The organism is Streptomyces sp. NPDC002537 (genome assembly GCF_053594975.1).
In genome coordinates this window covers 47,493-71,942 of record NZ_JBSFWT010000015.1, presented here as the reverse complement: position 1 = coordinate 71,942, position 24,450 = coordinate 47,493, and the positions used below count along the sequence as shown (strand labels likewise).

Below are 24,450 nucleotides of genomic sequence, written 5' to 3'. Positions count from 1 at the left end.
AAACGACGGGGCTGTTGGCAGGTAACGCGTCCACGTCGGATCAGATGTCCCGTGGCCCGGCGGGTTCCTGGAAGACGCACCCCGCGTACGCCTTGTTGTCGTACGAGATCACGTCCGCCGCGCCCGCGGGCAGGCCGCGGAGGAAGGAGCCCGCGTAGCGGCGGCCGATGAGGAAGGTGCCCCAGTTGAGGGCCCAGGGGGTGAGTCCCGTGCCGTTCTCCGAGGGGAAGTGTTCGGGCCGGGGCTCCACCAGTTCCTGGACGATGTAGCGCTCCCCGGCGGCCTGTCGCAGGACCCGGTCCCACTCGTGGTCCGTGACGGTGCGGCCCAGGACCGTTCCGCTGCCGCCGAGGCCGTGGGACGGTTTCAGGACCAGGCGGTCGCGGTGCCGGCGGCAGTGGGTGAGCAGGTCGGCGGATTCGCCGCGTATCCCGGCGGTGCCGGGCCGCAGTGCGTGGGTCCAGGGCAGGAAGCGGTCGACCAGTGCGGCTTCGGCGGTGTCGAGGGTGGCGCGGCAGCGTTCTTCCCAGAGCATGGCCAGGGCTCGCTTGTTGCCGTGCATCGAGGTGCGCAGGGGGGAGAGGACGGGGACGTCGCAACGGGTGAAGGCGTCGAGGAGTTCCCCGGCCTTGGCGGTGGAGGCGGCGTCGGCAGTGAGTTCGCCCAGGGTGAAGTAACGGTAGACGGCGTCGACATGACGGCCGTCGACGGTGATCCGGCCGTCGCGCTCGCGCACCTGGTCCGTGTGGCAGGCGAAGGCGTCGATCCCGTGCGGCTCCAGCAGGGCCGCGAACGCGCGGAGTGCCGGTGCCGTCTTGTGGTAGCCCGGCGACCAGTCCATGACGGCGACGGTGGGGGTGCCGGAGCCCGCCGCGGCCGCGGCGATGGCCTCGGCGAGAGCCGCCATGGTGTCGGGGAACACCAGGCCCTCGGCGTCCGCGAAGTCCGCCAGGGCCCGGTCGGCGCGCATCAGCCGGTTGAGCTCCGGGATCTCGGGGCCGCCGAGCGCGCTGCTGAGGTTGAACTCCAGCAGCCGGAAGCCGGTGCCGTCGTGGTAGAGATCCGCGCGGCCGATCCGGGCCGGTTCCCGCACCGGCGGACGGAGCGCGAGGCGCGCTTGCTCCGGGCGCAGGCCGACGGCGGCGGCGAAGGCGTGCGGGTCCCCGTCGAAGAGCCGGTCGGGCAGGGAGAACAGCAGGTCCATGATGCCGTTGAGGTCCGCTTCGAGGCCCCGTACCTCCGCCGCTTCCAGGAAGACCGGGCGGGTCAGGTACCGGCTCTCGAAGGAGTCGTGCAGGATCTCCAGACGGACCGGGTCGGGCTCGTCGGGCCGGACCGGCGAGGCGCCGGCCGGGGAGCCGAGGTAGCGTTCGGTGAGCGCGTTGCGGCCCATGGGGCGCGGGTGGACGGTGGTGCTCATGGGTGGTGGGTCTCCTGGGGGTTCCGGGGGGCGGCCTCGGTGCGGACGACGACATGGGCCAGGGCTCGGCGGGCCCGGTCCAGGGCCTCGTCGGGCGTTGCCGCGACGGCCGTCACGGAACCGCACCGGTCGCCGGAGCCGCGCAGCGGGGTGACCGTGTCCCCCGCGGTGACGGCGGGCGAGACGTCGGTGACGCCGGGCATGCCCGCGGCCGTCTCCCAGCCGGAGACCTCGGTGGCGATGCCCGGGGCGGCGGTCAGGAACCAGGTCGCGGCGGCGCCCGCGGGGTCGGTCCCGGCGGTGGGCGCGGGGGCGCCGGCGACCTGGGCGGCCAGCAGGTCACGGACGTCGACGCCGCAAACGTGCCGGACGAGGTCGACGATGCCGTCGCCGCCGGGCCGGTTGTGCGACTCGACGACGCGGGGCCCGCGCGGGGTGAGGATGATCTCGGTGTGGGCCGGGCCCTCGGTCAGGCCGATCGTGTCGAGGAAGGCACGTGTGGCCGTCTCCAGCGCGGCGCGGTCGTCGGCGCCGACGCGGGCGGGTACGACGTGACCGATCTCGACGGAGTGCTCGCCGGTGAACTTCTCGGTGACGGCGAGGACTTCGTGCCGTCCGTCGGCGGAGTGCGTCTCGACGCTGAACTCCGGTCCGTCGAGGAATTCCTCGGCGAGCAGTCGGCCGGGCCGGGCGGCGATGTCCTGCCGCGCGGCGCGTACGCCGTCGGCGTCGCGGACGATCGTGATGCCCTCGCTGGCGGAGCCGTCGCGGGGCTTGAGGACGACCGGGAGGCCGGCGGTGGTGACGAAGGCATCGAGGTCGGCCGGGTCCCGCATCAGCCGTGCCCGTACGGCGCGGCTGTCCCCGCCGTCCTCAAGTCGTCGGCGCATCAGGGACTTGTCCTTGAGGGCCAGCACGGTGTCCAGCGGGTTGCCGCCCAGCCCGCAGGCGTCGTTGATGCGGGAGGCGGTGACGAGGAAGCGTTCCCGCACGGTGACCGCGCGGCGCAGCGGGAGTTGCCGGTGCAGGGCCGTGGCCCGGCGCACCCAGTCGTCCTCGGAGGCGTCCGCGAGCAGCCAGGCCTCGTCGCACGCGGCGCGGTGGGCGGGGGTGAACTCTTCGGGCGCGCCGCCGTAGACGACGTACAGGCCGTGTGCGCGCAGGGCGTCGGGCAGCCGGGTGCCGCCGCCGAGGACAAGGACCGCCCCGTCGGTGGGGGTGTTCTGCTGCGGTCCGGGGAGGGTCATACCGGCTCCTGTGCGGTGATGCGGGTGGGCGTGGTGTCGAGAGGGGCTGCCGCTTGCCGGGCCCGGCGGGTGGCGAGGGGGACGGCGGTGGCGGCGGCCGCGACGACGAGGCCGGTCAGCAGCCAGCCGGTGACGAGGCGTCCGTCGGACCGTCCGGTCAGGCATACGGCGGTGAGCACGGCGGGGGCGAGGGCGCCGGTGGCTCCGCGGCCGAGGGAGAAGAAGCCCTGGTATTCGCCGTGTGATCCGGCCGGGGCCAGTTCGTAGCTGAGTCCGTAGCTGCCCGCCGAGTGCCAGAGTTCGCCCGCGGTGTGCAGGACCATGCCGGTCACGAGGGCGGCGAGCGCGGCCGCCGGGGAGCCGAGGAAGGTGGCGCAGGCGATAAGCGTCCAGCCCGCCAGCAGGACCCAGCCGGAGCGGCGGACCGCGGCGGCGGCCGCGGCCGGGTCGCCGGTGCCGCGGGAGAACGGGACCTGGAGCAGGACCACCAGCACGGTGTTGGACAGGATGACGGCGGAGATGCTCCATCGCGGGGCACTGCTGTGTCCGGCGATCCACAGCGGCAGGGCGAAGGAGAGCACGTCGTAGTGGATGCTGGTGAGTCCGCACAGGACGGTCACCAGGGCGTAGGGCCGGTCGCGCAGGACGGCTCGGCGCGGTGCGGCGGCGCCGTCCCGGGCGGTCGGCGCGATCGTGGGGACGCGGGTCAGGGGCAGTGCGGCCAGGACGTAGCTGGCGGCGTTGACGAAGACGACGATGAGGTAGGCGGTTCTGGTGTCGGCCGCCAGGGCGAGGGCGGCCAGGGCCGTGCCGAGGCTCAGGCCCGCGTTGGTGACCGATTTGAGCATGGCGCGCAGGCGTACGCGCGCTTCGCCCGCGCCGACGCCGCCGATGACGGCGCCGCGGGCGGCGCTGCCGCCGCGTTCCGCGAGGGCGGCGACGGTGCTGACCGCGGCGAACGCCCAGAAGGAGTGGACCAGCGCGAACGAGGCCGTGGCGAGGGCCTGGACGAGCAGGGTCACGGCGTAGGTGCCGCGGGGTCCGTAGCGGTCGGCGAGTCGTCCGATGGGGACGGCGGCGGCGAGTCCGATCAGTCCGGCGACCGCGAGGCCGAGGCCGACCCGGGAGGGTGCGAGGCCGACGGAGCGGGTGAAGAACAGGGCGCTCAGGGGGAGGAAGAGGCCGCTTCCGGTCTGGCCGACGAAGGTGGACAGGGCGAGGGCGCGGGGTGCCCCGGGGGCGGGCAGCGACGCGCGTACCCGCCCCGTGACGGACGTGTCAGGCACGCGTGGTTCCGCCTCGGCGCGCTGCCGGCTCGCCCTCCAGCTCCGCGAGCTTCTCCAGGACGAGCGCGGCGTGCCGCTCGGGGTCGGGGACGGGGTGGATCAGCGCCCGTACCGCGCCGTCCCGGTCGAGGACGACGGCGGCGCGGGCGAAGAGGGTCCGGCCGTCCGCCGTGACCTCGGGGACGCCCAGGGCGCGGCCCAGGGTCAGCTCGCCGTCGCCGACGAGGGGGTAGCCGAGGGTGCGTTCCCGGGCGAACTCGGCGAGGTGGCCGGGGGCGTGGGCGCTGACGCCCAGGACGCGGGCGCCGGCGCGGGCGAAGGCGGCGGCGTCGTCACGGACCGAGCACAGGCCGGTGGTGCAGCCGGCGAGTTCCGGCAGGACCTCGCCGATGCCGGGCTCGGTGATGAAGAAGAGCGCCGTCCAGCGGTGGTCGGGGGACGGGACGGTGGCGGGGCCCTCGGTGGTGTCGACGGTTGTGTGCATGGCAGGTCCTCGGCTGTGCTGGAGTGGGTGCGGGGGCATGGTCAGACGGTTTCCGCGTACCGCTCGATCTCCCAGGGGGTGATCACGCGGTGCCAGGCCGCCCAGTCCGCGCGGCTGTTGCGGGTGACGGCGTCGGTGGCGAGGTCGCCGAGGGCCGCGCGGATCACGCCGTCCTCCTCCAGCGACCGCATGGCGGTCGGCAGGTCGGTGGGCAGCGGTGCGATGCCGCGTGCGGCCAGGTCGGCGGGCACGAGTTCGTCGGCCGGTTCCTCGCACGGCTCGGGCAGCTTCAGCGCGCGGTCCTGGCCGTCGGCGAAGGCGGCGAGGATGCCCGCGAAGAGCAGGTGGGGGTTGGCCGCCGGGTCGGGGCTGCGCATCTCCAGGCGGAGCGAGGCGGGTACGTCGGTGTTGCCGACGACCTTGAAGGCGGTCGACCGGTTGTGCCGGGCCCAGCTGCGGTGGACCGGGGTGCCGGAGGCGGGGACGAGGCGCTTGTACGAGTTGACGGTGGGGTTGCCGAGGCCGGTCAGTGCGGGGGCGTGGTCCAGGACGCCCGCCAGCGAGCTGCGGAAGAGCGCGGACATGCCGTGCGGGTCGGTGGCGTCGTGGAACAGCGGCTTGGGGTCGTCGCCGGTGGCGGTGAGCGAGGCGTGGACGTGCAGCGCGTTGCCGTAGAGGTGGGCGAGCGGCTTGGGCATGAACACCGCCGTCATGCCGCGGCGGCGGGCCATGACGTGTGCGGTGTGCTTCAGCAGGAGCAGCCGGTCGGCGGTGTCCATGGCGTCGCCGTACTGGAAGACGATCTCCCGCTGGCCGGCGCAGACTTCGTGGTGGTGTCCCGTGACGGTGAAGCCCATGAGGTCGAGGGCCTCGCTGATGTCGCGGCAGACCTCGTCGGCCTCTTCGTCGACGCCGAGGTCCCAGTAGCCGCCCGGGTCCGAGGGGAGGCCCGCGGTGTCCGGCCCGGCGTCGCGCAGGAGGTAGAACTCCGCCTCGACGCCGAAGGCGGGCCGCTGCCCGCGGTCCTCGGAGGCCCGCACCGCGCGGCGCAGCACGGCTCGGGGGTCGGCGGCGAAGGGGCGGCCCTGGGCGTCGAGGACGTCGCAGAAGACCATGGCGACGCGGCGGCCGGAGGCGGTGAGCCAGGGGCGGTCGAGGAGGGTGCCGGGGTCGGGGACGAGGCGCAGGTCGCTGTGGGCGGGGTCGCCGTAGCCGAGGAGGACGGAGCCGTCGACGGTCCAGCCCTCGTCGCGGACGGCCGCCCAGCGCGCAGCGGGGATCTCCAGGGTCTTCAGACGTCCGGCGATGTCGGTGAACAGCAGTTGGACGAAGTCGGCCTCGGGCGCGGGTGCGGCGGTCATCGCAGTGTCTCTCCTTGGTGGGCCACGGGCGCCGGTACGGCGGAGCCGAGCGGAACGTGGGCGTCTTCGTCGCCGTTGCCGGAGGCGGGGGCGGTCCGGGGGACGTGGGCGGCCAGCACCCGGTCGGACAGCAGGCCGAGCGCGCTGAGGTTGGGGAATCCGGGGCCCTGGGCCAGCGCGGCGAGGTTGGGCAGGTGCAGGGGGGCGGAGAGTCCGGCGACGGTCAGCGACCAGTCGATGGAGCGCTCCACCCGTTCGCGGGTGACGGGGCCGCCCAGCGCGGTGCGCATCTCTTCCCGGGCGCGGGGGCCCAGGACATGGGTGAACCACAGGGGGTCGCCGCCCGTGGCGTCCACCACGAGGTCGGCCCGGAGGTCGCGCTGGCGCCCGGCGTACGAGAGCGTCACCCGTACCGGGCCGTCGGCGGGTGCCTCGGCGGTCACGACGCGGCCCGGTTCCCAGCCGACGCGGTCGGTGAGCGCGAGGTCGCGCTGGACGTCCTGGGAGAACACCGCGCGGTCGGTGCGGCGGATGAACTCCCGGCGGTCGGCCTCCGATAGGCCGGTCCAGCCGCGGGGGTTGCTGTAGTAGCGGTTCTCGAAGGTGCTCTCGCCGCGGCTGAAGAGCGTGGCGCGGGGGGTGACGACGGTGACGTCCCGCTCCATCGCGCAGGCGAGTTCGCGGACGATCGTCCCGGCGGTCTCGCCGGCTCCGACGACCACCACGGAGCGCACATGGTCGGGGATGCCGTCGAGGGACAGGCGCCAGAAGCCCGCCGTGTCGAGGACGCGGACGCCGTCGGTGGCCAGCGCGCCGGTGACCGGGCCGGGCCCGGAGACCACGAGTCCGCGGCCGCGTACGGTCTCGCGGCCCGCCGTGCCCCGGACGGTGAGGTTCCAGGCGCCGTGCTCGATCTCGGCGCCCAGCACCTCGCCGGTCACGGTCCGCAGGCCGGCTTCGTGGGCCGCCCACAGCAGGTAGTCGGCCCATTCGCGGTGGCTCGGCTGCGGCCGGCCGCGGTCGATCCATCGGGCGTAGGTGCCCTGGGCGAGCAGGTGGCTGGTCCAGCTGAACCCGGTCATGCGGCGGGCGATCTCCCGGGTCGCCCAGTCCTGGCCGCCCCAGACGGAGTGGTCGTAGGGGAAGCCGAGGTCCTTCTCGGGCAGGGTGCCCAGGTGCTGGCGTCCGTTCGTCCAGCCGCCTCCGGCGTGCCAGTTGGCGGCGGTGCGGGCGCGTTCGACCGCCACGACCTCGGGGGCCTCGAAGCCGAGCGAGCGCAGCACGCTCGATTTCGCGGCGAGGGCGATGGCCTTGGGGCCCGCGCCGATCACGAGCAGCGGGGCACCGCCGTCGTGGTGTGCGGGCAGGTCCGCCGGGCGGGGCCGGGATACCGTCGGAAGGGGTGTCATGGTGCTCCCGCCCCGAGGAAGCGTGCGGGGTCGAAGGCCGCGGGTATGCCGTCGCCGCGGCCGCCGAGGATCCGCTGTGCCAGTTGCTGCGGGACGACCTGGGAGTACGGCATGCCGTGGCCGTTGAAGGCGGCCATGAGCCACAGGCCCTCGGCGCCCGGCCGGGCGCCGACCAGGGGGCAGCGGTCCGGGGTGAAGGCCATGACGCCGCTCCACGCCCGCGTCACGGGTACTCCGGCGGCCTCGGGTACGAGGGTGGGCAGGACGGCGGCGAGCCGGTCGGCCAAGGGCCGGTCGAAGGCCGGGGTGTTGCTCCCGGACGGCACCTCGATGCCTTCGTCGCGGCCGGGGACGGTGTTGCGCAACCCGCCGAGCAGCAGCGATCCGTCCGGTGTCTGTCCGCCGTAGACCAGGCCGCGGTCGAGGCCCCACTGCGGGATGCGGAACGGCACGGGCGCGGTCTGGACGAGCTGGCCGCGGACGGGGGTGATGAAGGGGGCGAGCTCCGGGACGACGTGCGGGGTCCACGCGTTGAGGGCGACGACCACCTGCTCGGCGATCACCTGTCCGGCGTCGGTGGTGACGAGCCAGCCGTCGCCGCCCGGCGCGGGTTCCACGGAGGTGACGGTGACGCCGAAGGAGAAGCGGGCGCCGTGCCGCTGCGCGGCGGCGGCGATGCCCCGTACGTAGGCGACGGAGTGCACGGCGTCCTGGTCCGGCCGGTGGAGGCCGCCGAGGACGGTGTCGGGGAGGGTCGCGCCGAACACCTCGCGGGCCTCGGGCAGGTCGAGCCATTCGGCGTCGATGCCGTCCGCCCGGAGGGCTTCGGCGGTGCGCTTGAGTTCGAGTGCCTCGTCCTCGCTGTCGGCGAGGTCGAGTTTCGCGGTGGGCACCCGGGCCGCCTCCAGGCCCTCCCGGGTGGTGACCTCGCGCATCAGGTCGCGGTTGACCAGGGTCGCGCGGTAGATGGCGAGGGCTTCGGCGTGGCCGAACTTCTCGACGGCGAGGGCGTGCTGGGCGTTGCCGCCCTGGATCATCCGGCCGGCGTTGCGGCCGGAGGAGCCCATGGCGGGGCTCGGGTTGCGTTCCAGCACCAGGGGCTGTTGTCCGGCGCGGCCGAGCCAGTACGCGAGGGTGGAGCCCATCACGCCGGCGCCGAGCACGGCGACGGCGGTGCGTGCGGGGAGGGGGGTGTTGTCGCCGGTCCAGTGCGGGCCTGTGTCCAGCCAGCAGGAATCAGGGGAGTTCATGAAGTTCCTTGTTCGGTGGTGCGGGTGGCCGTCAGGTCCAGCACTCGGAGCTGGGCAGCCGGTGGGCGGGCCGCTCTCCCGGAGTGGCGGGCGAGGTCACGATGCCGACCATGGCGGCGATGTGTTCGGCCCGCTCGACGGCGAGGGCCGTGTCCGCGCCGACGGCGACGACGTACCCGAGCCGGTGCAGGTTGGTGGTGACGGCCTCGACGGTGTCGCCGGGCCTGGTGAGCAGCACCAGGCGCTCGTGGGCGGGGTCGAGGAGGCGTGCGGCTTCGGCGACGCCCTCGACCGAGCGGACGACGCCCGGTGCGGCGGCGTCCAGGAAGCGGATCGCGGCGCCGCCGGTGAACTCCGGGGCGTCCAGGGCCGCAGGGTCGACCGGCCTGCCGAGCGCGAGGTCCGCGGCGATGCCGTAGACGTCGGTGCCGGTGGTGAGGCGGATCAGGTCCATGATGCAGTCGCCGGCCGGGCGGGGGTTGACCTCCACGACCCGCGGGCCGTCCGGGGTCAGGATCATCTCCGTGTGGGCGATGCCGTGGTCGAAGCCGACCGCGGCGAGCGCGGCGACGGCGACGGACCGCACCCGCTCGCCGAGGCCGTCCCCGAGCCGGGCGGGCAGTGCCTGGCCCAGCTCGACGAAGGAGTCGCCGCGCGTGCTGAGCTTCTCCGTGCAGGCCAGTACGGCCGTGTGGCCGTCGACGGTGACCGTTTCGACGCTGATCTCGTCGCCGATCAGTTCCTCCTCGGCGAGGAGCGTGCCGTTTTTGGTGAACCGGGCGGCCGTGTCCCAGGCGGCGTCGAGCTCGCTCTCGTCCCCGGCGCGCACCACACCGCGTCCGGCGGAGGAGTCGGCGGGCTTCACGATGAGCGGGTAGCCGAGGCCGCCGACGGCCGCGCGGCGGTCCGCCGGGTCGGTCAGGGCGGCGTCGAGCGGCCGGAATCCCGGGCCGGGCACGCCCGATTCGGCCAGCCGGGCGCGGGCCCACGTCTTGTCGGTGAGGTTCTTCAGGGTCCGCGGGGAGCAGCCCGGGAGCCCGAACTCCTCGGCCAGGCGCGCCACCAGGGGCAGTGTGGAGTCGAGGAAGCCGATGACGCCCTTCTCCCCCGTGGTCGAGGCGAGCGCCGCACGGCACGCCTCGTACGTCTCCTCGGCCGACCGCTGCGGGGACAGCGGTACCTGGTGGTCGGCCAGCCTGAGGTACGCGGCGGTCGCGCTCTCGGCCAGTGCCAGGCGGAGGTCCGGCCGGGTGGCCCAGGTGGTCAGGGCCTGCTCGCGCAGACATCCCACGCGGACCATCAGCAGGAGGGCTTTTTCTTCCATTGCCAGAGCTTTCTGTCGGAAACGGTCAGCGGCGAGCGGCACGGAGTGCGGCCCGCTCAGCCCCAACCGGTGTCGAAGAAGCTCACGGCCGCGGTGTGCGAGCGGCCGGGCCCCTGCCGGGCCTCGGCCGTGGTGCCGATGTTGACCTGCGTCGCCTGGATGACGGCGGCCGCCGCAATGGCCGCGAAGAGCCAGCCCTTGAGCTTGCGCATGTCGTTCCCCCATGTTTCAAATCGCTTGAACAGCGACATCTCCGGCATCGTCCGGTTGCGCGATGTCGGTCTGATGTCATCTTTGCCCTGTTCGCTAGGCGTTGCCATGGGCATGAGGGATCATGAATAGGACTTACCTAAACATGAACACAGGTTGAACAAAGGACCAACTCCACATGTGCGCGACGTGCGAGCAGCCCAGCATCACCGGCGACATGTTGCGGATGTACGACCAGATCGCGCGCCGCAGCACCGACAGCCCCGAGGGGCCGTGCGCCTCCCCCGACCTGCCGCCGGCCGACGCCGCCGCCCGCGACCGGCTCCTGGCGATCGGCCTGCTCAAGCCTGCCGACGACCGGCACGGCGCCTACCGCGTCCAGGCTCCCCATGTCGCGGAGGCGGCAACCCTCGCCCTGCTGCGCGGCCGGCTGCGGACCGTCCAGGAGAGCATCGACAACGCGACCACCGGCTTCGGCGCCCTGCGCGACCTGTACAACGCGTCCACGGACCGGGGGCAGGGGGGCGACGGATCCGTCCTGCTGCTCGAAGGGCCGGACGTGAACACCATGCTGCAGGAAGTCGCCGCCGAGTGCTCCTCCGATCTCATGACCGCACAGCCCGGCGGCCCCCGCCCCGCCTCGGCCCTCGACGAGGCCCGCGACCGCGACACCGCGATGCTGGCCAGGGGGGTACGGATGCGCACCCTCTACCAGCACAGCGCGCGCTTCAGCTCGCACACCGAGACCTACAGCAGACACCTCATCGACGCGGGCGCGGAGATCCGCACCCTGAACGTCCTCTTCCCCCGCCTGCTGGTCTTCGACCGGCGCACCGCCTTCATCCCCGCCGGCACCGGCTCCAGCGCCCTCCTCGTACGCCAGCCGGACATCGTGGCCTTCCTGATGGCCACCTTCGAAACCGCCTGGCGCTGCGCCACTCCCTTCGCCTCGGCGTACGAGACCCGCCGCGACAAACTCATCGTCTCGGACATCCAGCGCTCCATCGCCCGGCTGCTGCTCCGGGAGGACAAGGACGCCGCCATCGCCCGCCACCTGGGCATCAGCGAGCGGACCTGCCGCAATCACATCGCCAAGATGATGGCGCAGCTCGGCGCCCGCAACCGCACGCATCTCGGCTATCTGCTCGCCACCAAGATGCATGCGACGGACGACAGCACCGCCGACTGACGGTGTTCATCGGCGACGGTTCACCGGCCTCCGGCCCGCCGGGGGTTGTCGCAGAGCACGGAGGCCGCGACTTTCTTCTGCGCGTCGTCGAACTTCTCGCGTGCGGCCGGGTCGAAGGCGTCGACGACGCCGTGGTTCACGGACATCTCGAAGCGTGTGCCGCCGTCGGCCGAGCTGTACATGTACGACGTGTAGTTCTGGACGCCGCCGGTGTGACCGATCGCCGAGCACCCCGGGCCGAAGTCGACCTGGAACAGCCCCAGGCCGTCGCGGCCGACATCGCCTGTCACATTGAACTTACGCATTTCGGCCAGCTGTCGGGGGGCCAGGAGCCGGCCGCCCAGCAGCGCGGAGATGAAGGTGTCGAGATCCTTGGTGGTGGAGATGATCTCCCCGGCGGCACCCGCCCAGGACGGGTTCAACTCGGTGACGTCGGCGACCTTCAGCTTGCCGCTGTCCTGGTAGCCGAAGTAGCCGTGGGCGTGCGGGCCCGCGATCCCGGTGCGGGTGCCCGGCAGGCTGGTGCCGTGCAGTCCGAGCGGCCGCACGATCCGGCGCTCGACCTGAGTGGCGTAGGGCGTTCCGGTGAGCTTCTCTATCAGCAGCCCCGCCAACAGGTAGTTGGTGTTCGAGTACGACCATCCCGTGCCCGGTGCGAACCGCGCGGGCTTGGACAGCGCGATCCGGACCAGTTCTTCGGGCTTGTAGGTATGGAATCTGTTGTCCACAAACTCCTGTCCCCACAGCGGGATGCCGGGGTCGACGGTTCCGTCGGCCTTGGGCTCGCCGGTGTAGTTGAACAGGCCGCTGGTGTGCTGCAGCAGCATCCGCACGGTGATCCGCCGGTCCAGGCCGAAGCGGGGCAGGAAGCGGTCCACCGGATCGTCCAGGCCGACCTTGCCCTCCCCCACCAACTGCAACACCACCGTGGCCACAAAGGTCTTGGTGATGCTGCCCGCCCGGAACCGCCCGTCGGTCGACGGCTTCTCCTCCCGGCCGAGCTCTCTCACACCGGCACTGCCGGTCCAGTCGCCCAGCCGGTCGTGTACCCGTACCTGCACCCCGGCGGCCCCGGCCGCCGCCAGCTCGTTCATCGCCTCCCGCAGCGCCGCACGATCCTGCCCGGCACCGGCGTCCGCGCTCGCGGCGGTCGCACCGGGCGCGGCAACCGCGCTCGTCCCGGCCAGCCCGGCCAGTAGCGCGGCAGCCGTGACAGCGACGCCTGCCCGTCGAATTCCCAGCCCCACAACAGCCTCTTCTCCGACGGGAGTTGAGTCCCGTCCCTTGAGTTCGCGTTCACATGAACGCTAGAGAAGACAGCGGGCCGTCAGAAGAGTGCTGGCCCCCGCATCGGGGTGGGGGTAGCCCCCTGCCCCGTCACCGGCGACTCGGCGCAGACGTATCCTCACCCCACCCTGCTCAGCGCCTCCGCCAGCACCCGCGCACGGTCCGCCGCCGCGGGCCCGCGATCCGGGTCCGGGGCCTCGGAAAGGAAGACGAGGGCGAGCATGAGGGCGGCATCGAGACGGCAGACCAGCACCGGCGCGGCCTCGTCCCCCGGTGGCGGCGCCGACTCCCGCGCGTAGCCTGCTCGCAGAGCGGCCATGTCGAGGTGGTTCTCGGGGTAGCGGGCGTACTCGGCCAGCCTGCCGAACTCCACGGTGCCGTCGCCCAGCAGCGCGTTCGACCAGTCCAGCAGCGCGGCCACCGCACCGTCCCGGCGCCGGATGTTGGCGCTGCGCACATCGAGGTGCGCCAGTGCCGCCGTGCCGACACCGTCGAGATGGCGTGCGGCCGTGGTGAGGTCGAGGGGCTCGGGCCAGTCGTCGACGTGACGGCCGACTTCGGTCCAGCGGCGGTGGATGCGGGAGAGGATCGCCTGTTGGGTGGTCAGGCCCTCGGAGGCCACGGGGACCAGACCGGGAGGCGGGGGCAGCCGGTGCAGGCGGGCGAGGAGGCTGCCGAGGGCGAGGCAGTCGATGTCGGAGCCGTCGTCGGGGACGTAGCGGGACAGCAGGACGTCGGGGACCCCCGGTTCCCGGGCGAGGAGGAGTTCCAGCGGCTCGGCGACGGGCAGGCCGTGCGCGGCCAGGTGCCGGGTGATCGCGTACTCCTGGCTCAGCAGCACGCGGGTGTCCACGTGCGGATCGTTGGCGTTGGTGTCGAAGCGGCGGTGCGCGAGGCGCAGGGCGACCTGTCGTCCGTCACGGTCGAGGGCGCGGTAGACGGAGAATTCGAGGCCGCTGCCGACGGGCACGAGGTCGTCGAGCTTCCACCGCTCGGCCAGGTCGTCGAGGGCTGTCCTGGGTTCGGTCATCGTGGCGGGCGATCCGTTCAGTCGTCGGCCGGGCTGTAGAGCGTCTCGTAGGCGGTGCGCTCGTCCTTGAGGAGGACGGGGGCGACGAGGAGGGACAGGGCCAGTATGGCCACTCCCCCGGCCGCGAAGGCGGCCCGCGGACCGGCGGACTCGCTGAGCGTGCCGAAGAGCAGGGCGCCGACGGGCATCGTGCCCCAGGCGAAGAGGCGGTAGACGCCCGTGGCCCGGCCCGACATGTGGTCGGGGACGATGCCTTGGCGCAGGGAGACCGCCACGACGTTCCAGAGCATCAGGGCGAACCCGCTCGCGCAGTACGCGGCGGCGACCACATACACGCTGGTGGTCGCGGCCACGGCGGTCCCGGCCACGCCGATGAGGGCCAGGCCGCCCAGCAGGGTGGGGACCCGGCCGGCCGCGCGGCTGAGGCGGGCGGCCGTCGCGCCGCCGACGACCCCGCCGACGGCACCGGCCGCCACGAGCGCCCCGTACGCGGCCGGCGGCAGGTGCAGGACATCGCGCACCAGGATGACGAAGACGGCCACCTGCCCGAGGTAGACGGCGTTGATGAGCCCGGCCGTCATGGTCAGGGCACGCAGCAAAGGGTCACGTCCCACGAGGCGCAGGCCCTCTCCGATCTCGGTCAGCAGAGGCTGCCGGGCGGCGGAGGGCTCGGGCTTCGGGGCGCGGACGCCCTTGAGCAGCGCGGCCGACAGCAGGAAGGACAGTGCGTCGAGTGCCGCCGGTACGGCCCGGCCGACCGCGAAGAGGATGCCACCGAGCAGGTGCCCGAGCAGGTCGCGTCCCACGGTCTGCACCGCGAAGAGGCGGCCGTTCGCGGCTTCGAGCCGGTCCCTGGGGACGATACCGGGCAGAAGCGCGAACGAGGCGCAGTCGAACACCACTTCCCCCACGCCCAGCAGGAACGCGGCCGCCGCCAAGGGCCAGAACGTCAGCCGTCCCCCGATGAGCAGGGCGACCAGGACGGCCAGGGTCAGGGCGCGCAGCAGGTCGGCGCACACCATCAGGCGTCTTCGGTCGAACCGGTCGGCGTACGCGCCCGCGTGGAGCCCGAACAGCAGCCAGGGCAGTGTGGTGGCGGCGGTGACCACGGACACGCGGAAGGAGTCGTGCAGCAGGGCGGCCGCGAGCAAGGGCAGCGCCGCGAAGCGCATCCCGTCGCCGATCGCCGACACTCCCGCGGCGCCGGTGAAGCGGTGGTAGGCAGGGCTGAAGGGGTGGGTGGTCTCCGTGGTCAACGCGGACGTCCGGGCGAGAAGACGGCACAGCGCAGTTCGCTGGTGTAGCGGTGGCCGCCGACGTGGAGCCAGCGCTGGTCGGGGGTGGGCAGCATCTCGGAGAACTCCAGGGTGGCGTCGGTCTTCCTGGCCAGTCGGCAGAGCTGGCGCACGAGGAGGGGGGCGTCCCAGTCGACGTAGAGCGGCTTGGGCTCGCCGGGGACCTTGGCGAAGACGTGCCGGGGCAGGCCGTGGGCGGAGCGCAGCCGGCAGGCGGCAAGGAATTCGGCCGCGTCGTCGGCGGACATCCGGCTGCCGGAGAGAGCCGTTCCGTGCAGTCGTGCGGCGGGGATCCGCCAGGTCTCGCGTTGGAGGACCACGCGTCCACAGCGGATGCGGGGGATGTGTGCCAGTGCTCCGGCGCGCAGGCCGACGCCTCCGAAGTGGCGGGGGAAGGCGAACGGCGAGAGCGGGTCCTGGCGGATGCTGGGTCCGCCCGCGGGAGGTGCCATGAGGCGCAGTCGGCCGTCGACGCCGTGGGCGCGCAGCTCCAGCCGTCCGTCTTTGACGAGGACGTAGAGCTGGGAGGGCTGGAGGACCCTGTCGCGGGTCTGTGGAGAGCGGCCGTAGACCTCGAGGTCGTGGCAGGGGTGGGTGAGCTGGGTCGAGGACTTGTCGGGGTGGCCGCGGGAGAGGTCGGCCAGGATCTCGTCGTCGTCGAGGAGAGAGAGGTAACCGCGGTGGACCTCGGGCAGCAGTTCCGGGGCCCGTTCCTGGACGAGGGGGCCGAAGCTGGTGTGGGTGATGACTTCACGGACGGCGTGGCAGTCGCCGATGACGGCGGTGAAGTCGCCGTTCCGGAGGGCTTCCCGGTTCGTGGCGGCGAACAGCACATCGGGGTTGCAGACGGCGGAGGGGGTGGCGGGGTGGGTGCCGAGTACGGCTTCCACCCTTGCGCGCGGCACCACCGTCTCGGGCCGGTCGGTGGCGTCGCCGAGCAGGGCGTGGGTGATCTCGTCGTCCAGGGCGGTGAGTTCGGCGTCGACGGCGGCGCATTCGGCGGCCAGCCGGTCGCGGTCGTGGAAGAACGCCGCGTAGAGCCGGTCGAGCGGGATCTCGGTGCCGGTGCCGAAGCGTTCGGCGGTCCAGCGGGTCAGGACGGCGTGTTCGCGGCGCATCCGCAGCCGGGGCCCGGCCAGGACGGTCTCGTACACGACGGACAGTTCGTCGGTGATGAACCGGGCGATGTCCGGGCCGACGGTGAGGCCGTCCGGCTCGCCGTGGGCCTCTTCGAAGAGGATGCTGCGGTCGGCGTAGTGCAGGCCGCGGTTGCGGTTGGCGGGGCCGCGCGTCAGCTTTTCGAAGCGGTCCTTGGCGTCGGCCAGGAGGGCGGGGCGTCCGGCCGGTGGCAGGGCGGAGAAGCGGGCCAGGTCGTCCTCGAAGCGGGCGATCGCGGCGAGGAGGGGCCGGGCCGCCTCGTCGGGTGCGGTGGACAGCAGGTCGCGCAGGGCGGCCAGGGGCCGGTGGTCGCCGACGGGGATCTCGAACTCGCAGATCACCCAGCCGTGCTCGGCGAGCCGCCGCAGGGCGCGGTCGAAGGACCGCAGTGGGTCCGGTCCATGGGTGTCCTCCCAGCCGGCGCGCAGTTCCCGGACGGTACGGGCGCCGTCGCAGCACATCCACAGCCCGCTCTCGGCAGCGGAGACCTCGCCGCCGCCGAGATGGCGGAAGTCCCATTCGGTGTCGAGTCCGTCGGGGGTGGTGAAGGCGTACAGCTCGATGCGGCTGTCGCGGAGGAAGGCCAGTGGGCGACGCCTGGGCCGGACGCAGTCGGCGAGCCCCGGGGTCTCCCCCGCCACGGCGGCGAGGCGTTCCGCGGCCCAGTGGGTGAAGTGGGCGTGGCGCTGGAGCGGTTGTTCCGACGACCAGGTGATGCCCGGGGCGGTACCGACGCGGCCTACGGTGAAGGGGCCGAAGTGCGCGTGTGTCTCGTTCTTGGTGGTGACCCTCTGCAGATACATGGCCAGCAGGTCGGTCATCTTGCGGGTGTGCCGTCCGGTGGTGCCGTCGAAGGAGTCGAGCCAGGCGGCGAATTGGGGGTAGGCAGCGTCGTTGGACAGCAGGAGCACCTCGCGCAGCGCCTCGTCGGCGAAGGCGCGGGTGACGGCGAGGCCCGCGGCGTCCAGCCGCGCGCGGTGCCGGGTGGCGAACGCGGTCCGGCGTTCCGTCAGTTCCGTGGCCGTCCGCTGGTAGCGGCGCAGGGTCCCGGCGTCCGGGCCGGGCAGCAGGGCGGCCGCGGCGTCGAGCTCCGCGGCCGGGACGGACCGCAGCTGGCCCACCCACGAGGACAGCCGCTGGCGGCCGGATACATGGTGGGCGCGCAGCAGTGCCTTCACCTCGTCGGCCAGTGCGGCGAGCCGGTCCCGGTGGCCGAGGAGCGCTTCGGCCTCTTCCGCCGCGGCAGGGTCGACGAGCGGGTCGAGCAGTTCCATGGGGAAACCGGCCTGCCGGAGCACGACGACCGGAACGAGGTGCCAGGCGGGGTTGCCCGGCGGCGTGACGTCTTCGTCGGATCCATCGAATTCATCGGATCCATCGGATCCATCGGAGAAGGAGGTTGTCGGAGAGGTCACAGAGGTCCCGTCGTCGGTGCGGGTCGGGTGGGCGGCCGCTGCTCGTGGAGGGCGTCGAGGACGGCCATGGGGTCCGGTGGGAGGGCGGGCAGCAGTCCGGGGCCGCGCACCCAGGGCTTCACGCGCGGCCCGTGGTAGTCCGAGCCCGCCGTGGCCACCAGGCCGAGCTCGGCGCAGACCTGCGCCAGGTGCGCGCTCTGGGCGGGGGTGTGCCAGCTGGTCCACGCTTCGAGCCCGGCCAGCCCGGTGTCGTGGAGCGGTTTCAGCAGCGCCGTCGGGGTCTCGTCCGCGGCGTCGAGGGCGCGGGCGGGGTGGGCGAGCACCGCGACGCCACCGGCTTCGGCGATCCAGTGGAGGACCTCCGGCAGGTGGGGGCGCCAGGGCCGTTCGATGTGGAGCGGTTTGCCGGGGCGGCACCAGTCGGCCCTGAGCCGGTCGTACGAGGCCGGGGTGTACGGCGTGAATCGGGGGTCGTCGCCCGCGGCCTCGACCAGCAGCGTCAGGTAGTCGCCGACGTAGGCGACGCGGTCCCCGCCCAGCCGGTCGGTCACCCGGTCCCAGGTGAGCGGTACCCCGATGTGCTGGGCGCGGTCGGTCCAGGCGCGCCACCACTCCAGTTCGGCGTCGTGCACGCGGCGGAGCCCGCGCAGGAGCCGCGGGTCGCCGGGGTCGACGAAGTAGGCGAGGCAGTGTGTCTCCTCGCCGCGCCACTCGGTGGTGATCTCGCATCCGGGCACGACGGTGAGCGCCCCGTGGACGGCGCGGGTGAACTCCCCCACCCCGGAGAGGGTGTTGTGGTCGGTGACGGCGGCGGCCCGCAGTCCGGCGGCCAGGCAGCGGCGGGCGAGTTCCGCGGGGGACTCGTCGCCGTCGGAGTGGCGGGTGTGCAGGTGCAGGTCGGCCGGGGTGGTGCGGTGTGCGGGTACGCCGGGCATCAACGGTCCTCCGGGAACGAGCGCCGCCAGGACGCGGCGAGCCAGCGCTCGTACGCGGGGCCCGACGGGTTGTCCACGACCAGGCACAGCGGCTCGATGAGCCGGCCCGGCCCGCCGGCCAGGCCGCCGTGGAGCATCGTCAGGTTGTGCCCGAAGACCAGGTCGCACTGGTCTCCCGGCACGAGCACCTCCCAGCGGGAGCGGAAGGAGGCCCAGGTCGAGCCGGTGGCCATGGTCACCTGGTGGCAGAACAGCCGTGCCGCCGCGCCCCGGCATTCCTCGCACGCGCAGCGGCCGGACAGCGGAACGGCGGCCGGGTAACGGATGCGGTCCTCCTCGGTCAGTTCCGCTTCGCCATGGTGGAAGGACAGGCCGTGCCAGAGGGGCTCCTCCAGCCCGAGCATGGCGCCGAACGACGGGTAGGGGCAGCCGTGTTCGGACTGGCGCTCCAGCGCGGTCCGCACGTTGTGGCCGAGCCAGCGGGCCGCGGTCCCCACCGGGTCGTGGCCGGTGGGGACGGCGCGCCGGTCGAGGGTGTCCTCGATGATGGCGAGCCAGTCGTAGTACGTGGTGACGCTCAGTCCCTCGCCCGCGGCGGGCAGGAAGATGCCCTGGTACATCTTGTGGGCCGGGGTCGTGGTGTAGCCCGCGGAGCCGAACTCCCGCCACGCGGGATCCCAGTCGGGGGCGTCCAGCAGGCTGGGGGTGAGGTAGGAGCAGTGCTGCCCGTCGTGGTGCGGCAGCAGCGTGCGCGTCGTGAAGCCCTCGGGGACGTACGTCGGCTGCGGCTTGTCGACCTCCAGCCGCATGCCCGCCGGGGCGCCCCGGACGAGCAGGGCGTCCCGGAGCCGTTCCGCGAGGGCCAGGGCCAGCCGCCTGCTGTCCTCGACGCCCAGTCGCAGGCGGCCGATGCGGAAGACGGCGTAGCCGGTCCGGTGCAGCAGCCCGGCGGCCTCACGGGCCAGCCGCTCCAGTGCCGCGTCGGGTCCGCCCGGCGGTGTGCGGACGAGGTCGGTGCAGTCCAGCTGCGCCTCGGAGGGTGCGAACCTCACGGCTCCTCCCGCGGGTCCGTCCAGGGCGCCAGGTCCGGCGCGGCGCAATCGGTACGGAAGAGGAATTCGAACAGCAGCCGGGCGGCGATCTGGGCCGTGCTGCCGGACGGGTCGTAGCGCGGGGCCACTTCCGCGATGTCCACGGCCTCCACGGGCAAGGCCCGTAGTTCCTCGTAGACGTCCAGGAGGTGTCCGGTGCCGATGCCGCCCATGGTCACATGGCCGGTCCCGGTCGCCACGGCGCTGTCGAGGACGTCGATGTCCAGCGAGACGTACACGGTGTCGCACCGCTCGCCGAGTTCCCCGACGAGCGGGCGCAGGGCCGCGGCCGCGCCGTCCCGGAGGATCCGTGCCCCCGGCACCACGTGGAAGCCCCGGTCGATCAGGTCGCGGAACTGGTCGTACTTGGTCACGTCGCCGACGCCGACGAAGGCGATGTCCTCGGGGCGCATGCCGGGGAGTTCGCTGATCCGGCGGGAGTTCGACCCGTGGTAGAGCGGGCCGTGCAGGGTGCTCCAGTTGCCGAAGTCGAAGTGGTGGTCGATGTTCACGAATCCCACGCGCCGCGCGCCACGGTCGAGCCTGCCCGCGCGGAAGCCCGCGAAGGTCGGGAAAGTGGCGGAGTGGTCGCCGTTGAGGAAGATCAGGTGCGGGGCCGTACGGCTGAGCCTCCGGCTCCCGGCGGCGACCGCCTGGAAGGTGCGGATCGTGTCGGTGGGGTAGATGTGCAGGTCCCCCGCGTCGGCCACGCGCGGGGCGCGGTAGCGGAACGTCCGGCCGCTGCGGGTGTCCAGCATCCGCCACTGGCCCAGGCTGGTGAGGTAGCTGGAGAACACCAGGCTCGCCTGGCGGATGGCCCGGGGGCCTTCGGCCGCGCCGGGCCGGGAGCTGGCGGTGGCGTCGAAGGGGACGGCGGAGGCGACCCAGCCGTCGTCCCCGACGTCCACTTGCGCCGGGGACGTGACGGGGGCGCCGAACAGGGTGGCGAGACCGGCCCAGCCGGGCAGCGGGTCCGCCTCGAACTCCTCCGGCTTGACGCTGCGGTGGAGCGCCTCGAAGTCGGGGATCTCGGTCATGTCGCCTCCCTTGCGGAGCGGTCGGGGGGAGCCGGTTCGGGGGTGCGCACGATGCGGTGGGCGGCGGCGATCTTCTCCTGGAAGAGCTCCCAGCTGCGTTCCGGACCCAGGTGGGCGGGCCGGTAGACGACCGGGGCGTCCTCCCGCCACTGGGCGAAGTCCCAGTTGAAGATGCGGCCGCGCAGGCGCGGGAAGTCGGGGGTGAGCGGATAGGGGACGAAGTTGTAGAGGTTGAAGAGCCACAGTGCCCGGCTGTTGGTCTCCAGCCAGTCGACGGTCTGGGTGTGGGAGCGCTCCGTCTCCTCGTCCAGCCCGCCCATCATATTGAGGACGACCTTCAGACCGGCGTCATTGAGTGCGTGGATCTTCTCGGTGTAGTCGTCGAGACCGCGGGACAGTTTGCCGAGCTGTTTGAGCATCCGGGAATCGGCGGATTCGAATCCGAGCTCGACCACGGCGACGCCGAGTTCGAGCATGGCGTCGATGACCCAGTCCTTCACCTGCATGACGTGGGTCTGCGCGATGAACCTGTATCCGGGGTGGTCGCGGAAGACTTCCAGCAGATTGTCCACCGCTTTCTTCGACTGTCCGAAGGTCTTGTCGCCGATGTAGACGATGCGGGTGTCCGGGAAGCGGCCGGCGAGCTGGTCCACTTCGGCGGCGAGGGCGTTCCTGTCCACGAGGGTGAGCTGTTTGCTCCAGGCGTCGCCGCAGAAGGCGCACCGGTAGAGGCAGCCGTGGCTGGCGTTGAGACGCAGCATCGGCACCTTGCCGCTGTAGCCGCCGAGGTGCCGGTAGTCCGGTGCCCAGGTGATCCGCTCGGCGACGAGCCCGCGCGGTGCGGGCTTCTCCGTACGGCCGCCGCGTCCCGAGGCGAGCTCGACCAGGACGGCCGCGAAGCCGGCGTCGAGCTGGCCGCGGTGCACGGCGTGCACGGCGCCTTCGGGGGCCAGCGGGGCCATGTTGCCGCCCAGGACGACGCGCCGTCCGGCGCTCTCCAGCTCGCGCGCGAGGTCCAGGGCGAGCCGGAAGTTCTGCGCCAGGGGCGATATCAGGACGAGGTCGCCGGGTGCGGTCGACGCCAGCAGCGGATCGCGGCAGGACTCGGTGTCGGCCGGGGTGCGGGACAGGTCGCGGAAGCAGGACTCGATTCCCGCGCTGTCCAGCAGAGCCGTCAAATGGGCCACCCACAGGGGGATTTCCCAGAGTCCGTCCGACGGGATGAAGTATTCCGGGAGGAATGCGCGGAAGCGGCGGTCGTAGTCCTCGTAGTAGGCGGACAGCCGTGTGTCGGGGTCTTGTGTGGAGGGGAAGGGCAATTGGACGATGCAGCTCTTGGTCATGGTTCCCCCGCTCATGGGATTCTTCGGGGAGTGCTCGGAGAGAGACGGGCTCCTTTCCGTTCCGGTGCGGCCGCGTCAGTCCTGTCCGCGCTGTCCTCGGGAGAAGACCGCGCAACGCAGCTCGCTCGTGTGGCGCTGTCCTTCGATCTCCAGCCACAGCTGGTGCGGGGCGGGCAGCATTTCGCTGAATTCGACGGGGGATCCGCTCTTCCGTGCGAGGCGGAAGAGCTGTCGTACGAGGAGTGGGGATTCCCAGTCGACGAACACCGGCTTCGGCTCGCCGGGGATCTTCACAAAGCCCTGGTCCGGGAGCGCGAGGTCGCGGCGGAGCCGGCGTCCGGCGGCGAATTCGGCCGCGTCGCCGCGCGCCGGGTGCACGCCGGGGCTCCACCCGCGGAAGGCTGCCGCGGGGATCCGCCGGCGTTCGCGGTGGAGGACCACGCGGCCGCAGCGGATCCTCGGCAGGTGGTCGCGGCCGGCGCCGCGCAGCCCGACGCCGCCGAAGTGCCGGGGGAAGGCGAACGGGGAGAGCGGGTCCTGACGGATGCCGGGGCCCCCGGCGAGCGGGGCCAGCAGCTTCAGCCGCCCGTCGGTCCCGTGCGCGCGGAGATCCAGACGCCCGTCCCGGGCCGTGACGTACAGCTGCTGCGGGTGGAGCACACGCTCCCGGCCCTTGGGCGACAGGCCGTGGACCTCCAGATCCGGGCAGGGATAGACCAGTTGGGCCCCGGTCTTGTCCGGGTGCGCGCGGGCCAGGTCGACGAGGACCTCGTCCTCGGCCAGGAGATCCAGATAGCGGGAGTGGACCTCCGTGAGGAGTTCCGGGGCCTCGGCGTGGATCAGCGGCGCGAGGCTGGAGTGGGTCAGCGCCTCCCGTACGGCGTGGCAGTCGCCCACGACCGCGAGGAAGTCCCCGCGGGCGAGCGCGCCGGCGTCCGCCGCGGCGAGCATGACGTCGGGGTTGCACAGGGCGGGCGGTGCCGCCGGGAACCGGTCGAGCAACTCCTCCAGGCGTCCCCGCTCGACGGCGACTTCGTGCTCGCCGTCGGCGTGGCCCTCCAGAAGTGCCGCGGTGATCTCCCGGTCCAGCGCGGCGATGTCCTGGTCGATCTCCTCGCACTCCCGGGCGAGGCCCGGCTTGTCGGCGTAGAAGCCGGCGTAGAAGCGCTGGAGCGGCACCGTGGTTCCCGGACCGAAGCGCTCCTCGACCCAGCGGCGGAGGATCTCCCGCTCCCGGCGGACGCGCAGCCGCGGCGCGAGCAGGGCCAACTCGTAGACCACGGACAGCTCACGGCCGATCAGATCGGCGATGTCCTGGCCGATGCGCATGTCACGGACCGGGCCGTACGCCTCCTCGTAGAAGATGCCGCGGTCGGCGTAGTGCGCGCCGGCGGACCGGTTGGCCGGGGTTCCCGTGACGTCCTCGAAGGTCTTCTTCATGGCGGCGAGCAGCGGTGGGCGGCTCTCGGCGGTTCCGGACGCGAACTCCCGCAGACCGTCGTGGAATTTCCGGACAGTCGTGAGGTCCCGCGCTCCGCTCGACGTGTGCCGCAGGTGCTCGCTCAGCACGTCCAAGGGGTCCGCGGTTCCGATCGGGATCTCCCAGCGGCCGACCAGCCAGTCCTTCTCGATCAGTTCGTGCAGGGCGCGGTCGAGCCGGTCCGGTCCGCCACCACGGCGGGACCACTCGGCGCGCAGTGACGCGACCGTCCGCTCGCCGTCGCACCGCTGCCACAGCCACAGTTGGTCGGCGTCGAGGGTGTCGGTGGCCACCGCGACGAAACGCCAGTCGTCGGGCATGCCGGTGGTGGTCTCGAAGGCGTACAGGGCGATGTCGGCGCCTTCGGTGAACGCGAGCGGCCGCCGCCGGGGCCGCACTCCCTCGAACGCCGCGGGCCGTCGGCTGAAGACCTCCGCCAGCCGCTCCCCCGCCCAGTGGCTCAGGAAAGCCACCCTCCGCAGCGGTCCGACGTCCCACGAGATGCCGGTGGCCTCCGGGGTCACCCTGGCCACGGACAGGGGGCCGAAGTGTGCGTGGGTCTCGTTCTTCGTGGTCACGCGCTGGAGGTACATCGCGAGCAGGTCGGTCATGCGCCGGACGTGGCCGGTCGACCCGCCGGCCCCCTGGTCGATCCACGCCTCGAATTCCCCGAAGCGGGCGTCGTTCGAGAGCAGGAGGACCTGCTTCAGGTCCGGTTCGCCGAAAAGCCCGGCCATTCGGCGGCGCGCATCGGCGAACCGCTCGGTGAAGTCCCTTTCGTATGCGGTCCACATCGCGTCCAGGAGCCCGACGGCGTCCTGGTAGCGCTCGACCGCGCCGAGGGCAGGCGGCGCGAGGCGGGCACGCAGCCGGGCGAGCTCCCGCCGCGGGAGGGGACGGGCCATGCCGACGCCGGAGGCGAGGTCTCCCTCACGGCCGACGCGCGCCGTCCGCAGTTCGGCTTTGACCTGTCGGGCGAGACGGCGCACCGTGCCGTCCTGTGCGAGTACGGCGTCGGCGGCGTCGGCGGCCGGACGGTCGGTGAACTGCCGCAGGAGATCGGCCGGAAACCCGGCCTGGCGCAGCAACACCACGGGCACGAGCGACCATTCACGCTCGCGGCCCCGGGGGTGGGCAGGATCCGTACCGTGATCAGGCAACCGACTCACCCCGGAAATAGCGCCTTAATCGAGCCGAAA

At 72.8% G+C, this 24,450-nt stretch carries 19 protein-coding genes; 1 reads left to right on the top strand and 18 read right to left on the bottom strand.

Annotated elements, in window-relative coordinates; all coding sequences use genetic code 11:
• Window positions 1-40: 40 nt before the first annotated feature.
• From ACWD4A_RS09900 to ACWD4A_RS09860, 9 genes are read right to left on the bottom strand one after another with little or no spacing between them, the layout of a single operon-like run.
• Window positions 41-1,420 (bottom strand): hypothetical protein, encoded by a 1,380-nt coding sequence (locus tag ACWD4A_RS09900; protein ID WP_451191727.1) that lies wholly within the window; start codon window positions 1,418-1,420, stop codon window positions 41-43.
• Window positions 1,417-2,667 carry an ATP-grasp domain-containing protein gene (locus ACWD4A_RS09895; RefSeq protein WP_451191724.1) on the bottom strand — a complete coding sequence of 417 codons (1,251 nt, stop codon included), beginning with the start codon at window positions 2,665-2,667 and terminating at the stop codon, window positions 1,417-1,419. The genes ACWD4A_RS09900 and ACWD4A_RS09895 overlap by 4 nt, the downstream gene beginning before the upstream one ends.
• A complete protein-coding gene (locus tag ACWD4A_RS09890; RefSeq protein ID WP_451191721.1) occupies window positions 2,664-3,953 on the bottom strand; it encodes an MFS transporter in 1,290 nt (429 codons plus the stop codon). Before ACWD4A_RS09890 ends, ACWD4A_RS09895 begins: the two co-directional genes overlap by 4 nt.
• On the bottom strand, window positions 3,946-4,437 hold the full coding sequence (locus ACWD4A_RS09885) for a redoxin domain-containing protein (protein WP_451191719.1): 492 nt from the start codon (window positions 4,435-4,437) through the stop codon (window positions 3,946-3,948). Before ACWD4A_RS09885 ends, ACWD4A_RS09890 begins: the two co-directional genes overlap by 8 nt.
• Before the next feature lie 41 nt (window positions 4,438-4,478).
• Window positions 4,479-5,798 carry a glutamine synthetase family protein gene (locus ACWD4A_RS09880; RefSeq protein WP_451191717.1) on the bottom strand — a complete coding sequence of 440 codons (1,320 nt, stop codon included), beginning with the start codon at window positions 5,796-5,798 and terminating at the stop codon, window positions 4,479-4,481.
• Window positions 5,795-7,207, bottom strand: a complete 1,413-nt coding sequence (locus ACWD4A_RS09875; protein ID WP_451191715.1) for a SidA/IucD/PvdA family monooxygenase — start codon at window positions 7,205-7,207, stop codon at window positions 5,795-5,797. Before ACWD4A_RS09875 ends, ACWD4A_RS09880 begins: the two co-directional genes overlap by 4 nt.
• Window positions 7,204-8,457 (bottom strand): NAD(P)/FAD-dependent oxidoreductase, encoded by a 1,254-nt coding sequence (locus ACWD4A_RS09870; protein WP_451191712.1) that lies wholly within the window; start codon window positions 8,455-8,457, stop codon window positions 7,204-7,206. The genes ACWD4A_RS09875 and ACWD4A_RS09870 overlap by 4 nt, the downstream gene beginning before the upstream one ends.
• 31 nt (window positions 8,458-8,488) lie before the next feature.
• A complete protein-coding gene (locus tag ACWD4A_RS09865; protein ID WP_451191709.1) occupies window positions 8,489-9,781 on the bottom strand; it encodes an ATP-grasp domain-containing protein in 1,293 nt (430 codons plus the stop codon).
• Between the two features lie 56 nt (window positions 9,782-9,837).
• Complete coding sequence (locus ACWD4A_RS09860; RefSeq protein ID WP_451191707.1) at window positions 9,838-9,993, bottom strand: hypothetical protein; 156 nt, start codon at window positions 9,991-9,993, stop codon at window positions 9,838-9,840.
• Between the two features lie 176 nt (window positions 9,994-10,169).
• Between ACWD4A_RS09860 and ACWD4A_RS09855 the strand changes: the two genes are divergently transcribed.
• The gene (locus ACWD4A_RS09855) at window positions 10,170-11,180 is read left to right on the top strand and encodes a LuxR C-terminal-related transcriptional regulator (RefSeq protein ID WP_451191705.1); all 1,011 of its coding nucleotides are present in this window, start codon (window positions 10,170-10,172) and stop codon (window positions 11,178-11,180) included.
• Between the two features lie 20 nt (window positions 11,181-11,200).
• On the opposite strand, the gene ACWD4A_RS09850 is transcribed toward ACWD4A_RS09855, so the two are convergent.
• The 9 genes from ACWD4A_RS09850 to ACWD4A_RS09810 all read right to left on the bottom strand — a co-directional run bounded on the left by ACWD4A_RS09850 (window position 11,201) and on the right by ACWD4A_RS09810 (window position 24,351).
• On the bottom strand, window positions 11,201-12,427 hold the full coding sequence (locus ACWD4A_RS09850; RefSeq protein ID WP_451191702.1) for a serine hydrolase domain-containing protein: 1,227 nt from the start codon (window positions 12,425-12,427) through the stop codon (window positions 11,201-11,203).
• A 158-nt stretch (window positions 12,428-12,585) separates the two neighbouring features.
• Window positions 12,586-13,497, bottom strand: a complete 912-nt coding sequence (locus tag ACWD4A_RS09845) for a phosphotransferase family protein (RefSeq protein ID WP_451191698.1) — start codon at window positions 13,495-13,497, stop codon at window positions 12,586-12,588.
• A gap of 17 nt (window positions 13,498-13,514) precedes the next feature.
• Entirely contained in the window at window positions 13,515-14,753 is a 1,239-nt protein-coding gene (locus ACWD4A_RS09840) for an MFS transporter (protein ID WP_451191695.1), read from the bottom strand.
• On the bottom strand, window positions 14,750-17,224 hold the full coding sequence (locus ACWD4A_RS09835) for a lantibiotic dehydratase (RefSeq protein WP_451191693.1): 2,475 nt from the start codon (window positions 17,222-17,224) through the stop codon (window positions 14,750-14,752). Before ACWD4A_RS09835 ends, ACWD4A_RS09840 begins: the two co-directional genes overlap by 4 nt.
• A gap of 137 nt (window positions 17,225-17,361) precedes the next feature.
• The gene (locus ACWD4A_RS09830) at window positions 17,362-18,300 is read right to left on the bottom strand and encodes a PHP domain-containing protein (protein ID WP_451191690.1); all 939 of its coding nucleotides are present in this window, start codon (window positions 18,298-18,300) and stop codon (window positions 17,362-17,364) included.
• Window positions 18,300-19,352, bottom strand: a complete 1,053-nt coding sequence (locus tag ACWD4A_RS09825) for a hypothetical protein (protein WP_451191687.1) — start codon at window positions 19,350-19,352, stop codon at window positions 18,300-18,302. Before ACWD4A_RS09825 ends, ACWD4A_RS09830 begins: the two co-directional genes overlap by 1 nt.
• Window positions 19,349-20,428 carry an arginase family protein gene (locus ACWD4A_RS09820; RefSeq protein ID WP_451191684.1) on the bottom strand — a complete coding sequence of 360 codons (1,080 nt, stop codon included), beginning with the start codon at window positions 20,426-20,428 and terminating at the stop codon, window positions 19,349-19,351. The genes ACWD4A_RS09825 and ACWD4A_RS09820 overlap by 4 nt, the downstream gene beginning before the upstream one ends.
• A complete protein-coding gene (locus tag ACWD4A_RS09815) occupies window positions 20,425-21,771 on the bottom strand; it encodes a B12-binding domain-containing radical SAM protein (RefSeq protein ID WP_451191682.1) in 1,347 nt (448 codons plus the stop codon). The genes ACWD4A_RS09820 and ACWD4A_RS09815 overlap by 4 nt, the downstream gene beginning before the upstream one ends.
• Window positions 21,772-21,846: 75 nt before the next feature.
• The gene (locus tag ACWD4A_RS09810) at window positions 21,847-24,351 is read right to left on the bottom strand and encodes a lantibiotic dehydratase (protein WP_451191680.1); all 2,505 of its coding nucleotides are present in this window, start codon (window positions 24,349-24,351) and stop codon (window positions 21,847-21,849) included.
• Window positions 24,352-24,450 lie beyond the last annotated feature (99 nt).